General features: G+C 73.2%; 11 protein-coding genes. 9 read left to right on the plus strand and 2 right to left on the minus strand.

The window, feature by feature from the left end; translation table 11 throughout:
* The first annotated feature begins 243 nt into the window (after positions 1 to 243).
* Together AB0O11_RS22260 and AB0O11_RS22265 are read left to right on the plus strand one after the other, a co-directional pair.
* Positions 244 to 495, plus strand: coding sequence for a hypothetical protein (locus tag AB0O11_RS22260; protein WP_363389633.1), 252 nt, complete (start codon positions 244 to 246; stop codon positions 493 to 495).
* 13 nt (positions 496 to 508) lie between these two features.
* Entirely contained in the window at positions 509 to 1,642 is a 1,134-nt protein-coding gene (locus tag AB0O11_RS22265) for an SPFH domain-containing protein (RefSeq protein ID WP_363389636.1), read from the plus strand.
* Positions 1,643 to 1,752: 110 nt separating this feature from the next.
* On the opposite strand, the gene AB0O11_RS22270 is transcribed toward AB0O11_RS22265, so the two are convergent.
* A complete protein-coding gene (locus tag AB0O11_RS22270; protein WP_363389749.1) occupies positions 1,753 to 2,490 on the minus strand; it encodes a polysaccharide deacetylase family protein in 738 nt (245 codons plus the stop codon).
* 274 nt (positions 2,491 to 2,764) lie between these two features.
* Between AB0O11_RS22270 and AB0O11_RS22275 the strand changes: the two genes are divergently transcribed.
* From AB0O11_RS22275 to AB0O11_RS22305, 7 genes are all read left to right on the plus strand, one after another.
* Positions 2,765 to 3,445, plus strand: coding sequence for a response regulator transcription factor (locus AB0O11_RS22275; protein ID WP_363389639.1), 681 nt, complete (start codon positions 2,765 to 2,767; stop codon positions 3,443 to 3,445).
* Complete coding sequence (locus AB0O11_RS22280) at positions 3,442 to 4,908, plus strand: HAMP domain-containing sensor histidine kinase (protein ID WP_363389642.1); 1,467 nt, start codon at positions 3,442 to 3,444, stop codon at positions 4,906 to 4,908. The genes AB0O11_RS22275 and AB0O11_RS22280 overlap by 4 nt, the downstream gene beginning before the upstream one ends.
* Complete coding sequence (locus tag AB0O11_RS22285; protein ID WP_363389645.1) at positions 4,905 to 5,384, plus strand: GerMN domain-containing protein; 480 nt, start codon at positions 4,905 to 4,907, stop codon at positions 5,382 to 5,384. Before AB0O11_RS22280 ends, AB0O11_RS22285 begins: the two co-directional genes overlap by 4 nt.
* 247 nt (positions 5,385 to 5,631) lie before the next feature.
* Positions 5,632 to 7,146 (plus strand): TIGR02677 family protein, encoded by a 1,515-nt coding sequence (locus AB0O11_RS22290; RefSeq protein ID WP_363389752.1) that lies wholly within the window; start codon positions 5,632 to 5,634, stop codon positions 7,144 to 7,146.
* Between the two features lie 34 nt (positions 7,147 to 7,180).
* Complete coding sequence (locus tag AB0O11_RS22295; protein WP_363389648.1) at positions 7,181 to 8,395, plus strand: TIGR02678 family protein; 1,215 nt, start codon at positions 7,181 to 7,183, stop codon at positions 8,393 to 8,395.
* A gap of 16 nt (positions 8,396 to 8,411) precedes the next feature.
* Entirely contained in the window at positions 8,412 to 12,497 is a 4,086-nt protein-coding gene (locus AB0O11_RS22300; protein ID WP_363389651.1) for a TIGR02680 family protein, read from the plus strand.
* Positions 12,494 to 13,726 carry a TIGR02679 family protein gene (locus AB0O11_RS22305; protein WP_363389654.1) on the plus strand — a complete coding sequence of 411 codons (1,233 nt, stop codon included), beginning with the start codon at positions 12,494 to 12,496 and terminating at the stop codon, positions 13,724 to 13,726. Before AB0O11_RS22300 ends, AB0O11_RS22305 begins: the two co-directional genes overlap by 4 nt.
* A gap of 169 nt (positions 13,727 to 13,895) precedes the next feature.
* On the opposite strand, the gene AB0O11_RS22310 is transcribed toward AB0O11_RS22305, so the two are convergent.
* Entirely contained in the window at positions 13,896 to 15,023 is a 1,128-nt protein-coding gene (locus AB0O11_RS22310; protein WP_363389657.1) for an NADH:flavin oxidoreductase, read from the minus strand.
* Positions 15,024 to 15,278: the final 255 nt, after the last annotated feature.

The raw sequence follows: 15,278 nt of genomic DNA on the forward strand, positions 1-15,278 counted from the left end.
TCGTCGCGGCGGCCGTCTTTGACGCCGCGTCAGCGCCGGTGTGTGCGCCGCGGACTCCTCGGCGCGGCCGAATGTATTCCTGCGCATTCCTTCGACAGCGGGAGTGCCGCGTGACACCCTGGAATCAGCGTTGCCCCGGTACGGCAAGTCGGTCGTGCGCCTGTGCTCGTGTGCGCCTGTGTGCCTCCGGCGCCGGCTGCTGCCGGGGCGGTCGCGCGACGTTCGACGAGAGAGGGGTCGCCGGTGGTGGCGGACCAGGCCGTGATCGGTTGCCCGGGGGTGTTGGTGATCGGCACCCGGGGGACGGTCGGCCCTGGTGAGGTCCTGGTGAAGATCAGGGGCGGTTCGGAGTCCTTCCTCGCGTGGTCGGAGGAGCCGCTGCCGAAGGGGACGCCCGTCCTGGTGATCGAATCGCGTGGTACGCGCCAGGTCGACGTCATCGAGTGGACCGACCCGACCGACCCGTGGGCCGACCGTGCCGACGGAATTCGCTGAGGAGACGACCAGGATGTTCGGCTATCGCGTTCCCGCGCCCGACCAGGCGATGCTGATCTCAGGCGGAAAGCGCGGCCTCGCGGGTGCGCCGTTCCGCGTGGTGACCGGGCACGGCACGTTCGTGCTGCCGGTCTTCCGCAAGGTCCGCTTCCTGACTCTGGCGATGTGCGAGGCAGAGGTCGCCGAGACCTGCGTCACCAAGCAGGGCATCGCGCTGACGGTGCGGGCGGTGATCGCGTTCAAGGTCGGCAACGACAGCGAGAGCATCGTCAACGCCGGCCAGCGCTTCCTGTCCGACCAGGAGCAGATGTCCGTGCTGACCGGCCGGATCTTCGCCGGGCACCTGCGCGCCATCATCGGCTCGATGACGGTCGAGGAGATCGTCACCGAGCGGCAGAAGCTCGCCACTGAGGTCCTGGACACCTCGAAGGCCGAGATGGCGAAGATCGGACTGACCGTGGACTCGCTTCAGATCCAGTCGATCGACGACGGAGACACCGGGTACATCGTCGCGATGTCAGCCCCGCACCGGGCGGCCATCCAGCGGCAGGCCCAGATCGCCCAGGCCCAGGCCGCCCAGGCCGCAGCGGAGGCGGAGCAGCAGTCCGCCCGGCAGCAGGCCGAGTACGCTCGCCAGACGGCGGTGGTGAAAGCGCAGTACAGCGCCGAGGTGGACCAGGCCCAGGCCCAGGCCGCCCAGGCCGGCCCGCTGGCGCAGGCGCACGCGCAGCAGGAGGTGCTGGCGGCGCAGACCGAGCTGGCCCAGCGCGCGGCGGAGCTGCGCCAGCAGCAACTGGTCGCCGAGATCGTGAAGCCGGCGGAGGCGGAGGCCGAGCGGATCCGTGTCGTGGCGCTGGCCGAGGCGGAGCGGATGAAGATCCAGGCCGAGGCGGCGGCCTCGCATGACCGGGTGGCGCTGGACCGGATGCTGATCGACCAGTTGCCGCAGATCGTCAAGGAGGCGGCGGGCGGGCTCGCGGGCGCCAACGTGAACGTGCTCAACGGCACCGACGGCTTGGGCGAGATCGCCGCTGGCCTGGTCAGCCAGGGACTGACGATCCTGGACTCGGTCCGCCGGGGCCTGGGTACGCAGCAGGGCCACGCCGGCCAGGACGGCGAGCGGGCCGGGATCGAACCAGGGCAGTAGGCGGAGGCCTCCGGCCGCACCCGGGATCGGGAGTCCTGCCGGCGCCTCGTCGCCAGGACCCCCCATCCGGCTTTCTCCCCGACGCCGTCACGTGCACGGTCGATGACCGGTCACCGGCGGGGAAAGCTGAAGGTGTAGCCGTTGTCCTTGAGCCACGGCAGGAGTTGCTCCAGGGCTTCCAGGGTCTGGGCGCGGTTGCCGCCGCCGTCGTGGAGGAGGACGGTCGGGCCGATGCCCAGCTGGGCCTTCACGGTTTCGACGATCTTCTCCGCGCCGGGGCGTTCGAAGTCGCGGGTGTCGGCGTTCCAGCCGAGCGGGCGCATGCCGTGGGCGGCGGCGATCTGACGGCTTTCGGGGGTGAAGGCTCCGCCCGGGGCGCGATAGTACGGAACGGGGGCGCCGCCAGCGGCCTCCTGGATCATCCGCAGGCCGTCGACGATCTCCTTCTCCTGGTAGGCGACATCCTTGTGGTCCATCGCGGTGTCGTGACTCACGGTGTGGTCGCACAGCCGGTGGCCGGCGGCGACGATCCGCTGGGCGAGGTCGGGGTGGGCCTGGGCGTTGGGGCCGAGCATGCAGAAGACGGCCTTGGCCCCGTTCTTGGCGAGGACGTCCAGGATCTGGGGTGTCCACCGCGGGTCGGGGCCGTCGTCGATGGTCAGGTTGACGGTCTTGCCCGGGTCCTCGGACTGACGGGAGATGCTCATGTCCACCACCGGCGACGGCAGGCCCGGGGCCGGGGCCGAGGCCGGGGCCGGGGCCGAGACCGTGCCGCTCGCGCCGGTGGGCACGGAGGGCTTGCTCCCCGCACCGGCGACGCCCAGCAGGGTCAAGGCCGCCGCACCCAGCGCCGCCAGCCCCAGAGCGGTGCTCCGGCGTCCGGACGGCCGGCTCGGCCGGTCCGCCCACGGGTACCAGCTGCGAGGGGTCTCGTCGGTCGGGGTCGGCTCGCGGTGGTCGCGCACGGTGGTACTCCTCGTCAGGGGTTCGGGTGTCGGTGTCCACCACCGTCCACCGCACGGTTGCGCGCCCTGTGATCTGCATATGAGCGTTTCGCAACAACCCACCCCGTCCCCGCGCCGCAGGCACGTCTGCGCAGGTCGAGCCCGGATACTGGCTGGCATGGCACGGCTATTGCTGATCGAGGACGACGACTCCGTACGCGAGGCGTTGGCGTTGGGCCTGCGCCGCCAAGGCCACGAGGTGCGCACCGCGGCCTCCGGCGAGGAGGGGCTGGAGCGCGCGCGGCAGGAGCCTCCGGAGCTCGTGCTGCTGGACCTGATGCTGCCCGGGATCGACGGCTTCGAGGTGTGCCGACGGCTGCGGCAGGCCGGACCGACCCCGGTGATCATGCTGACCGCGCGCGGGGACGACGTGGACACCGTGCTCGGCCTGGAGGCCGGGGCCGACGACTACGTGGTCAAGCCCGCGCAGTCCCGCGTCCTGGACGCCCGGATCCGCGCCGTGCTGCGCCGCGCGGGCGGCACCGGCCCGGAGGCGGAGCGGGAGGCGCACGGCGATCTGGTGCTGGACCGGGCGGCGCTGACCGTCACCAAGCGCGGCGCCCCGCTGCCGCTGGCCCCCAGTGAGCTGCGGCTGCTGCTGGAGCTGGCCGCCGCCCCGGGACGGGTGTTCAGCCGCGAGCAACTCCTGGAATCCGTTTGGGGATTGGGGCGGCAGGAGGACATCCGTCTGGTCGACGCCGGAGTGAACCGGCTGCGCGCCAAGATGGAGGACAACCCCTCCGTGCCACGCTACATCCAGACGGTGCGCGGCTTCGGCTACCGCTTCGGGCCGCTGTGACCACGCCGCTCGACGGCGCCGACCCCCGCGCCCCCCGACGGGTCCGACTGCGCCGTGCGGCGGCGGGGCTGCGGCCGCGGCTGCTGGTCGCGTTCGTCGCCGTCGCCACCGTGAGCGCGCTGGCCACCGCCGCGCTCACCTACCGTGCCGCGACCAACTCCACCCTGGAGCTGACCCAGGACACCACCCTGGACGAGCTGCGCCGCCGCGTCGACGTCCTCTCCCCGGGCCTGCCGTTCCCCCCGACCCAGAGCGAACTCGACCGGCTGGCAGGTGAGTTGTCGGGCACCGACGGTTTCCGCGACTGGCGCGTCCTGGCCGCCTACGGCACCGTGCACTCGGAGTGGACCCAGCCCGTCGCCGTCCCGCCCACCCTGGCGGCCACCGTCGACGCCGGCCACGCCGCGTTCCAGCGTTTCACCGCCGACGACCACCCCTGGCTCGCCGCCGGCGTCCCCGTCACGTACGCGAAGGGCGGCCCGTCCGGCCTGACCGTCTACGCCCTCCTCCCGCTCGACCGCGAGCAGAGTGCCGCCAACGCACTGCTCGCCGGGGCGGCTGGAGCAGGGGTGTTCGCCGCGATCCTGGCCGCCGGGCTGGCACTGCTGGCCGCCCGCCAGGTCCTGCGGCCGGTCCGGGCGCTCGGCGACGCCGCCCGGGCCCTCGCCCAGGGGCGGCTCGACACCCGGCTGACCGTCACCGGGCACGACGAACTCGCCCAGCTCTCCAAGACGTTCAACCACACCGCGCGCACTCTCCAGGGCACCATCGAGGAACTGCGCGCCGTCGAATCCCAGGGCCGCCGCTTCGCCGCCGACGTCTCCCACGAACTGCGCACCCCGCTGGCCGCGATGCTCGCCGTCACCGACATCCTCGACGAGGACGCCGAACTGCTGCCCGCCGACACCGCCACCGCCCTGCGCATGATCAGCAACGAGACCACCCGCCTCACCCGGCTCGTCAACGACCTCATCGAGATCTCCCGCCTCGACGCCGGCGCCGCACCCCTGCACACCGAGTCCGTCGACGCCGCCACCGCCGTCCGCGAGACCCTAGACCTGCGCGGCTGGAACGACCGGGTCGACCTCGACCTGCCCGCCGCCCTGCCCGTCCGCCTCGACCCGCGCCGCTTCGACGTCATCGTCGCCAACCTGGTCGGCAACGCCCTGCGCCACGGCCGCCCGCCCGTTCGGCTCACCCTGCGTGACACGGACGACGAGCTCGTGCTCACCGTCACCGACCGGGGGCCGGGCATCCCACCCGCCGAACTCCCGCACCTGTTCGACCGGTTCTACAAGGCCGACAAGGCCCGGGCCCGCTCCGAGGGCAGCGGGCTCGGCCTCGCCATCGCACAGGAGAACGCCCGGCTGCACGGCGGTCTCATCGAGGCCGCCAACGCGCCGTCCGGCGGCGCTGTGTTCACCCTCGTCCTGCCCCGCGGCCTCGTCACGGAGGACACATGACCACCCGGCACCGCTGCTTGGCCGCCGCGGCCGTGCTGCTACTGGCCTGCGGCTGCTCGATCTCCACCACCGGCCCGGTGCGCAGCGGGCAGCCGGCCACCGGGGTCCAGCCGGGCACCCGGCTGTACTTCCTCGACCAGCACGGCATCCACCTCACCATCCGGCCGGACGCACAACGCGAGGACCTCCAGCAGACCCTGAACACCCTGCTCGCCGGCCCCGACCACGCCGAGACCCGCTCCGGCCTCTACAGCGACCTGCCCGCCTCCGCCGGCGTCCAGGCCACCGTCACCCCCGGAGTGGTCACGCTGCGCCTGTCCTGGCCCGCATCCTCGCTGTCCGCCCCCGCCATCCAGCAGCTCGTCTGCACCACCGAGGACGCCCCCACCACCGGGCCCGTGCCGAAGGTGGCCATCGTCAGCCGCGACGCCCCCTCCGCCATCCAGCAGCAGTGCGACCTCCACCGCGCCGGCTGATCACCACCACGCCGACGGGCCCGGCACGCGAAACACGCGTACCGGGCCCGCGCCGGCACCACCGATCTCCTCGACCGGCACCCCCGAAGCAGCCGATCCACCTGGACGTCCAGCCCGAGGTCCGACCACACCATCGGTCCACGGAGACGCAGGGGAAGCGCATTCGGCACACGAGCACCGGTGTGCGTCCGCGTACTGTGGTGCCCGACGAGGAGGAGGGGGCTCGGTGCGCAGGGTTCCGCCGGAGATGTTCCGGTTCACGACGGGGGAGAAGGCCGAACTCTACGGTGCGATCCTCCAGGCCTTCGGCGCGGCCAACGAGCGGTTGGAGACCGCTCTCGGGCTGGACGAAGTCCGCACCCGGCTGCGGACGGTCGGCTGGCTCGACGCGGTGCACGACGACGATCTCCAGGAGGCGCTGCGGAAACTCAGGGAGTGGCAGCTGCTGGACGTCGTTCAGAACCACGCGGAGAACTACCGCACCGCAGAGGAGTACGAGCGCCGCAACCTCCAGTACTCGCTGACCCGGCGCGGTGAAGCCGCGTTCGCCGGGGTCGAGCACGCCCTGTCCGTGCTCGCCTCGACGGGTGCGCTCCAGACGGCGGTGCTGGAGGCGGTCACGGACCGGCTCGACGAGCTGTACGTCCTGCTGGGCGACTCCGCCTCCTCGGACCGTCGGGTCTTCACCACACTGCAGGAGCTGGAGGGACACCTGGAGGCGCTGCTGGCCAACACCAAGGCGTTCAACGGCGAGTTGCAGCGCCTGCTGCGCGCCGAGGGCGCGGACCTGGCGACCTTCCGCGAGGTGAAGGCCGCAACGGTGGCCTACCTCCAGGAGTTCCTGGTCAACCTCGACCAGCGAGGTCGGACGGTGGCCACGGCCGTGGAACGGGTCGAGCGGCGCGGGGTGAGCCTGCTGCACGAGCGGGCGCTGCGGGGCGCCGAGCTGCCGCCGGTCGCCGACGGCGACCCCGCGCCGGCCTGGTTGGAGCGGCGCCGGGCGCGCTGGGAGGGGCTGCGGGCCTGGTTCCGGCCGGCGGACGGGGCACGGCCCCGGGTGGAGCAGCTGCACGACGTGGCGCGGCGGGCGATCGTGACGCTCCTCCAGGTCCTCGACCGGATCACCGAGTCACGGCGCCGTTCGTCCAGTGCCGTCCAGGACTTCCGGGAACTGGCCCGCTGGTTCGCCGCGGCGCCCGGCGAGGACGACCTGCACCGCCTGTGGTCGGCCGCCTTCGGGCTCGGCCCCGCCCGTCATGCCCATCTCGCGCATCCCGATCCTGAGTTGGTGCCCTCGTCGGGCAGCTGGGCCGAGGCCCCGCCGGTGGAGGTGTCGGCGCTGCTGCGCACCAGCGGCCGCACCGAACGGTTCACGCGCACCGGAAAGGTGCGCGACATCGGCGGCATCAAGGCGGCCCGGGCCGAGCGGGCCCGGAAGGAGCGCGTCGAACTCGAAGCCGCCTGGGACCTCCTGGGCACCGACGGCCCGGTGCGGCTCTCCGGTTTCGGCATGCTGGACCACACCGTCTTCGAGCGGCTGCTCGACCTCCTCGGCCGGGCGCTGGCCGTACGTCCGGACGCCGGCGGAACGCGTCGGGCCGTCACCTCCGACGGCCGCGTCGAGATCGTGCTCCGGCTGCTTCCCGACGGCGGGCGGGCCGTCCTGCGGACCTCCCACGGACGGCTGGAGGGGCCCGACTACCTGGTGGAGATCCGCAGCCCGGGCGCCCCGCGGGCGGTCACCCGTGAGGACAGCGCATGAGTGGGCGAAGCGCGATCCTCATCAGGAGAGGCATATGAGCACCCTTGCCAACCAACTGGTCCTGGCCGAGCGGCAGGACATCGCCCGAGGCATCAGACTCCTCCTCGGCCGACCGCTGATCACCGAGCGCGGCGACCCGCCCGCCTTCGAGCTGATCCGCCGCCGGCAGGACCCGTTGACGAAGTGGTTCGACTACAACTGCGGCTGGCAGCTGGTGGTGGAGCCGCGCCTGGGGTACGCGCGCCTGCTCAAGATCCGGGCCGTCCCCGACGCCTCGCGCCCTGCCCGCCGGCTGCGGTCCGGCAAGGCTCCGTTCGACCGCCGCCGCTACACGCTGCTGTGCGTCGTCTCGGCCGAGCTGCTCCCGGTCCCGGTCACGACGGTCGGCCTGCTCGCCGACCGGGTCGTCCAGGCCTGCGCCACCGACGAGGCGCTGCCGTCCTTCGACACGGCGAGCAAGTCCGAGCGCATGGCCTTCGTGGACGTCCTGAAACTGCTGGAGGCCCACGGCGCGCTCCTCACCGTGGACGGCGTCACGGAGAGCTTCGTCGACTCGGCGAAGGCCAAGGTCCTCTACCGGGTGGACGCCACCGTACTGATGCGCCTGCTCGCCGCGCCCGTCGGGCCGTCCCGGCTGGCCGTGCCGGCGGAGGACGTACCACTGCGCTTCGAGGAACTCCTGCGCGGCACCGTGCGCGAGAGCAGGTACGGCGGTGCCGACGCCTCCGATGCGCAGCGCAACCTCCGGCTGCGGCACTCGGTGCTGCGCCGGCTCCTCGACGATCCCGTCCTCCACCACGACGAGCTCGGCGCCGACGAACTGGCCTACCTCACCTCGCCGACCGGGCGCCAGATCGTCCGGCGCGCCGCCGAACAGGGCGGCTTCGTGCTGGAGGAACGGGCCGACGGCCTGCTGCTCGTCGACCCGGACGGGATCGCGACCGACAGCCGCTTCCCGGACGACTCCGCGACGGCCCGTGTCGCCGCCCTGCTCCTGCTGGAACCTCTGACGGCCGCTCCGGACGGGCTGACACCGGAACAGCTCACCGTCGAGGCGGACGAACTCCTGCGGCGCTTCCCGAAGTGGGCGAAGAGCTACCAGTCGGAGGACGGCGCCCAGCGCCTCGCGGCCGATGCCGTTCGCGTCCTCGGCGACTTCGGCCTGGCCCGTCGGATCGGCGACCGCACCGTTCCCCGACCCGCGGCGTTCCGGTACCGGACCACCGTGACCGACGGTCCCGCAACCTGACCAGGGAAGACCTCCGATGACCGTGACACAGCTCCCGCAGCGCTCCGAGTTCCCGACGGCGGCCGCAGCAGTGCGATGGCAGCCCTCCAGGGCCGGCATCCTCAACGTCTGGCGCTACTACGACGAGACCTTCACCTTCCACGAGGGCCGACTGCTCCTGAGGGGGCAGAACGGCACCGGCAAGTCCAAGGCACTGGAGGTGCTGCTGCCGTTCCTGCTCGACGCCAGCCTGCGCCCCAACCGGCTGTCCACCTTCGGCGGCTCCGAGCGCACCATGCACTGGAACCTGATGGGCGAGGGGACCTCGGGCAAGACCCGCGTCGGGTACGTGTGGCTGGAGTTCGTCCGCGACGACGGCGGCCCCGTCCGGTTCACCTGCGGCGCCAGACTCCAGGCCAGCGTGCACACCCCCGGTGTCACCGTCGACTACTTCACCACCGGCGCGCGGATCGACCACCCCGGCGGTCTCTCCCTGGTCAACGACGCGGGTCAGCCGCTCACCCGCGCCGCCCTGGCCGAAGCCCTGCACGGCCGGGGCGAGCTGCACGGATCACCGACCGACTACCGCAACACGGTCCGGAGCACGCTGTTTCCAGGGCTGAGCGAGCAACGCTACGACGCCCTGATCACCGCACTGCTCCAGCTCCGCACCCCCAAGCTCTCCGAGCGCCTGGATCCCTCACTGCTGTCCTCCCTGCTCTCGCGGGCCCTGCCCCCGCTCGGCCAGGGCGAGATCACCGAACTGGCCGAGGGCTTCGAACGCCTCGACCGCCAGCGCGAACACCTGAAGACCCTGGACGACGAGGTGGCCGCGGCCACCGCCGTCGCGAACCAACAACGCGGCTACGCCCAGCGCGTCCTGCGCGCCGGGGCGGCGGCGCTCATCTCCGCGACGACCGAGATGGACAACCTCGCCCGCATCGCCAGGGAGAGCGAGGCGGAGCACGCCGCGGCCCTGCTCCGGCGCGAGGAGAGCAGGGGAGCACAGGAGGAGCTCGAACACCGACGACAGGAGATCGACGGCGCCATCGAGGGACTGCTCGGCTCCGAGGCCTACCGGCAGGGGCAGGAACTCGACCAGCTCCGGAGCAGGGCCGACCAGGCCACCCGGACCGCCGCCCGGGTCCGTGCCGCCGCCGACAGGAAGGTCCACGCGGCCGCCGAGGACGCCGGGCGTGCCGACGACGCGCGGCTGCGCTCCGAGCAGCGGGCCGAGCACACCCGAGCCGCCCGGGAGGAGACGCGGGGCGCCGCGCGGCGAGCGGCCATGGAGTCCGTCTGCACCGAGGTGCAGACGCTGCTCGGCACCGCACCCGGTGCGTCCGGGGGCACGGAGGAACTGGGGCGCAAGGCGCGCCGGCTGCTGCGCGGTGCGGTCGTCTCGCGGCACGGCCGGATCGCCGAGGTCCGCGCCGCCGTCGAGCGCCATGAGCGTTCCGTCGCTGAGCGGACGGCGGCGGAGCAGCACCTCGACACGGAGCGCGAACGGCTGGCCGGTGCGACCGCGAGGCGCGAGGGGAACGCCCACGCCTACGAGACCGCCGTCGACGCCCACGCCGACCTGCTGCGCCGGTGGGCGACGGCCGACTGCACCGAGCTGTCCATCGACGACGCCGAGGAACTCGCTTCCCGTGCCGCCGTCGAGACCGACGTCCTCATGCTGGTGGAGGCCGCCGCCCGGGCGGCGGAGAGCGCCATCACCGCCGACGAGACGACCGCCCGCGCCGGCCGGGACGACGCCCGTGCCCGGCGTGACCGGGTCGTCGGGGAACTGGAACGCACCGCGGCCGCGGCCGACCTCCCACCGGTCCCGCCACGCACCCGCACGGCCGACCGGTCGGTCCAGCCGGGAGCGCCACTGTGGCGCCTGCTGGCATTCCTGCCGGACGTGCCGCCCGCCGACCAGGCCGGCATCGAAGCGGCCCTGGAAGCGGCCGGCCTGCTGGATGCCTGGATGACCCCCGACGGCGCCCTCGTCGTCGCGGGCCACGACACCCTGGCCGACCCGGCATCGGCCGTGCCCGCAGCGGGCCCCTCGCTGCTCGACGTCCTCTCTCCCGAGCCCGACGGCCCGGTGCCGCCCGGCCGGGTGCAGAGACTGCTGGCCGGCATCGCCTACGGCCCCACACTCCCGGCCGGTCACCCGGCTGCCGTGGCCGCCGACGGAAGCTGGCGGCTGGCGACGGCGGTCGGCTCGTGGACCAAGGAGGAGTCCAGCCACATCGGCGCCGCCGCCCGGGAACGCGCCAGGCAGCGGCGGATCGCGGACCTCACCGCCGAACTGGCCGAGGCCGACATCACCGTCAACGGTTTCGAGACGCGGCTGCACGCCCTCGCCGACCGCCGGACGCGCCTCGGTGCCGACCTCCGCTCCCGGCCCCACCACCGGGAGGTGGAAGAGGCCAAGCGTGCCTGGGAACGGTCCGAGTCCGAGGTGGGTGCCCGCGAGGACACCGTACGCGAGGCCGTCGAACGGCTCGCGCGGCAGGAGGACGCGGTCGCGGACGCGCTGCGCACACTCGCCGTCGCCTCGGCCGAGCACGCCCTGCCGACCGAACGCGCCGCCCTGGACGCGACCGCCAGGGCAGTCGACGCGCTGCGCGAACAGGCCGACATCTGGCTCGACGCCCACCTCGCCTGGACGGCCGCCGAGCACGCCTGGGACACCGCCCGCAGCCACGCCGAGGCGTCCCGCGGCGAGGCGGCGGAGAGCCTGGACGAGGCCGAGGACGCCGAAGCCGCCGCTCGCGGGCTCCGGTCCGCGCTCCAGGCCGTCGAGAGCACCGTCGGCGAGGACTACCGCCAGGTGGCCGCCCGCATCGGCGACTTCCGGGAATCGCTCGACCGGACCCGCCGTGAGATCGACACCGGCACCCGGGCACTCCTCGCCCTCGAAGGCCGGATCGGTGCACTGGGCGCCGCCACGGCCCAGGACGCGGCCCTTCGCGACGGCGCCGTGGCGGCCCGTAACGAGGCAGCCCGCGGCTTCCAGCGCCTCTGCCTCCTCGGATTCCCCGAGGACGCGGGCCTCGGGCTCGTCCTCACCTCCGTGGACGGCACCCGCGCCACCCTCGAAGCGGCGCGCGAGACCGCCGCCGCGTGGCCCAACCTGCCACACGGCACCAGGAACCTCGGCGACTCCCTGAACCGTCTCTCCGAGGCCGTCCACCGAGCCCGCCAGAGCCTCAGCAGCCGTGCCGACCTCGAACTCGAAGCCGAGGAGGACGTCCACGTCCTCACCGCCACCATCGACGGCATCCGGGTCGGCGCGACCAGCCTCCTCTCCATCCTCACCGCCGACCGTGACCGCAGCCAGGACGACATCACCGCCGCCGAGCGCAGCCTCTTCGACCGGACCCTCACCGGCGACACCCGCCGCCACCTCGCCTCCCGGATCCGCCAGGCCGGTGAACTCGTCGAGCGGATGAACGGCCACCTCGAACGGGTCCGTACCGCCTCGCGGGTGGCCGTCCGTCTGGTGTGGCAGATCCACCCCGACCTGCCCGCCGGCACCCGGACGGCCCGTGAACTGCTGCTCAAGGACCCGGCCCGGATCACCGAGGCCGACCGCGAGGCCCTGCACGCCTTCTTCCGGGGCCGCATCGAGGAGGCCAAGACCCGCAACACGGCAGCGACGTGGGAGGAGCAGCTCGCCGAGGTCCTCGACTACACGGCCTGGCACCAGTTCGTCGTCAAGCTGGACCGCGCCAACGGCTCCGGGTGGCAGCTGCTCACCAAGAAGCTCCACGGCGCGCTCTCGGGCGGTGAGAAGGCCATCGCCCTCCACCTGCCGCTGTTCGCCGCCGTGGCCGCCCACTACGAGGCGGTGCCGGAATCCCCGCGGCTGATCCTGCTCGACGAGGTCTTCGTCGGCGTCGACACCGTCAACCGCGGGCAGGTCTTCGGCCTCCTCGCGGCACTCGACCTCGACCTGGTGCTCACCTCCGACCACGAGTGGTGCACCTACCGGGAGCTCTCCGGCATCGCCGTCCACCAGCTGATCACCGGAGGCGACGGCGACGACGCCGTCACCAGCGCCCGCTTCGTCTGGACGGGTACCGACCTGCTGGCCGACGACGCCGGGGCGGAAGAGCCGGCATGACCGACCGCCACCCCCTCGACCTCCCCGAACTCCGGCCCCTCTGGTCGGCCGTCCACGACCGCCTCTCGACCGGCCGCCCCGTCAGCCGGGTGCGGTCCGGACCGCTCGACGACGCCGGCCGGGAGGCCTTGGCCGACCTCCTCGGACTCGACCGGCTCCCCGGCACCGAACCGACGATCCCCCTCGCCGGACTCGACGGTGCCGTGCTGGAGGCCTGCGGTCGGCCCGTCCGGGACGTGGTGACCGCGATCCTCGGCCCGATCCACGACCGGGCCGCCGAGCGCGAACGCAGGACCGGCCAACGCGAAGCCCTGTGGGGGTGGTTGGCCGGCCACGAGGTGGTCACCGCCCAGCCCGCTCTCCTGGAATGGGTCGGCCACCTGCGGACCAACGGCCTCCTCGACGGCTCACCCGACCGGACCAGGGGCCTGCTGACCGCCGCGCTGGCCGTCCTCGCCGCACTCCCGGCCGAGGGCGAGCCACTACCGGTCCTCGCCGCCCGCCTCCTCGACGGCGACTCCCACGCGCTCGACGACGGGACCCGGCTGTCCTCGCTCGTCCTGCGCGCACTGGCGGTGCTGTACGGCACCGACATGCCCGACGCCGCCGAAGGGCGACGCGCACTCTGGAGCCGAGCCGGTGTGGCCGACGACGAACTGTCCTCCAGCGTGCTCGCCGTCGGCCTGCACCTCGACGGCGACGGCCCGGTCGCCAAGGTCTCCCGGATCTGCGCCGAAGCCGGCCACCCCGTCAGCCTCACCCTCGCCCAGCTGCGCTCACCCGGCGGATTCACCGGTCCCGCAGGAACGGTGCACATCACCGAGAACCCCAGCGTGCTCGCACTGGCCCTGCGGCGCTTCGGCCACCACTGCCCGCCGCTGGTCTGCACCTCCGGCTGGCCCAACACCGCCGTGATCCACCTGCTGCGCCGACTCGCCGAAGTCGGCGCATCCCTGCGCTACCACGGCGACTTCGACGGCGAGGGCATCCGCATCGCGGCCCACGTCCTGGCCAAGACCGGAGCCGTTCCCTGGCGGATGGCATCCGAGGACTACCGGGCCGCTGCGCCCCGGGTTCCCTCGGGCCCCGATCCGGGCCGCCTCACGCCCGCACCGTGGGACCGGTCGCTCGTCGCCGCCATGGCCGAACTGCGCACGGCAGTCGTCGAGGAGGTGGTCGCCGACCTCCTCCTCGGCGACTTGGCAGACCACCGACCGGCGATGGCGTGAACTCCCGTGGAATTCCGCTTCACATCTTCGCCCAGGCTGGTTCCGCGGGCCGATGGTGGCGGCCGTGGGAGAACCGGACCAGACCCTCGCCAACCGGCAAGGGCCTGGTCGTCGTTCCCCGCGCCGGGACGCGGCTGCCGTCGCCGCACTGCCCGCGGGGGTGTGATGGTCAGCTCAGGGTGCGGACCGCGGCGGCCTCGTAGGGGCGCAGGTCGGTGAAGCGGCCGGAGAGGACCTTGGAGGCCCACTGCGGGTCCTGGAGGAGGGCGCGGCCGACGGCGACCAGGTCGAACTCGTCGCGTTCCAGCCGGTCGAGCAGGTTGTCGATGCCCTGGACCGGGGCGCCCTCGCCCGCGAACGCGCGGACGAAGTCACCGTCGAGGCCGACCGAGCCGACGGTGATGGTGGGGCGGCCGGTGAGCTTCCTGGTCCAGCCGGCCAGGTTGAGGTCCGAGCCGTCGAACTCGGGGACCCAGTAGCGGCGGGTCGAGGCGTGGAAGGCGTCGACGCCGGCTTCGGCGAGCGGGGCGAGGATCGCCTCCAGTTCCTGGGGGTTCTCGGCCAGGCGGGCGTCGTAGTTCTCCGACTTCCACTGCGAGTAGCGGAAGATCACCGGGAATCCGGGGGAGACGGCCTCGCGCACCGCGGCGACGAGCTCGGCGGTGAACTTCGTCCGGGCGACCGGGTCGCCGCCGTAGGCGTCGGTGCGGCGGTTGGTGCCGGCCCACAGGAACTGGTCGAGCAGGTAGCCGTGGGCGCCATGCAGCTCGACGCCGTCGAAGCCGATCCGTTCGGCGGCCGCGGCGGCCTCGGCGAACGCGCCGATGACGGCGTCCAGGTCGGTCCGGGTCATGGCCCGCCCGGTTCCCTCGGTGCCGTCCAGCCGGATGCCGGACGGGCCGACGGCGGGGGCGTCGGCGAACGGCGGGTCGCCCTGCTTGCGCACCATGCCGATGTGCCAGAGCTGCGGCACGACGGTGCCGCCCGCCGCGTGGACGTCTTCGGCGACGCGGGCCCACCCGGCCAGCTGTTCTTCGCCGTGGAAGCGCGGGATGTCGTCGCTCTGGCCGGCGGACTCGTGGCCGACGTACGTTCCCTCGGTGACGATCAGGCCGACGCCTGCGGCGGCACGGCGGGCGTAGTACGAGCGCACGTCCTCGCCGGGCACGCCACCCGGGGAGAACCTGCGCGTCATCGGCGCCATCACGATGCGGTTGGGCACGGTCAGTCCGTTGATCGTGACGGGCCGGGACAGGATCTCGGCCGCGCGGGAGGTGGAGGGCTCGGTGACGGTCATGGGGGTTCCTCGCGGATAGCGGTGGTGTGCGCCGGGTCGGAAACGGTTGCCCGCACCAACCACCTCGGCAGCCTCCGCATTTCGCCGGCCGCACGGAACCCGCTGTGATCCGTGCCACTGCACGCCGGTGGGGACGGTCGTCTCTTCACGACTGGGTCGGGTCGGTGCCTGTGACGGGGCGGACGCGACGGGACGTTCGGTGCCGGCCGAGCCACTATGGGAGGAGGCTCACGGGCTCACTGGCCGGCTCGAATG

Source organism: Kitasatospora sp. NPDC093102 (assembly GCF_040683915.1).
In the GTDB taxonomy this organism is placed as follows: Bacteria; Actinomycetota; Actinomycetes; order Streptomycetales; family Streptomycetaceae; genus Kitasatospora.

Excerpts from the sequence above, each read along its gene's own strand:
- AB0O11_RS22265 (WP_363389636.1), top strand. The coding sequence starts at position 509 with ATGTTCGGCTATCGCGTTCCCGCGCCCGACCAGGCGATGCTGATCTCA.
- AB0O11_RS22275 (WP_363389639.1), top strand. The coding sequence starts at position 2,765 with ATGGCACGGCTATTGCTGATCGAGGACGACGACTCCGTACGCGAGGCG.
- AB0O11_RS22285 (WP_363389645.1), top strand. The coding sequence starts at position 4,905 with ATGACCACCCGGCACCGCTGCTTGGCCGCCGCGGCCGTGCTGCTACTG.
- AB0O11_RS22290 (WP_363389752.1), top strand. The coding sequence starts at position 5,632 with ATGTTCCGGTTCACGACGGGGGAGAAGGCCGAACTCTACGGTGCGATC.
- AB0O11_RS22295 (WP_363389648.1), top strand. The coding sequence starts at position 7,181 with ATGAGCACCCTTGCCAACCAACTGGTCCTGGCCGAGCGGCAGGACATC.
- AB0O11_RS22300 (WP_363389651.1), top strand. The coding sequence starts at position 8,412 with ATGACCGTGACACAGCTCCCGCAGCGCTCCGAGTTCCCGACGGCGGCC.
- AB0O11_RS22305 (WP_363389654.1), top strand. The coding sequence starts at position 12,494 with ATGACCGACCGCCACCCCCTCGACCTCCCCGAACTCCGGCCCCTCTGG.
- AB0O11_RS22310 (WP_363389657.1), bottom strand. The coding sequence starts at position 15,023 with ATGACCGTCACCGAGCCCTCCACCTCCCGCGCGGCCGAGATCCTGTCC.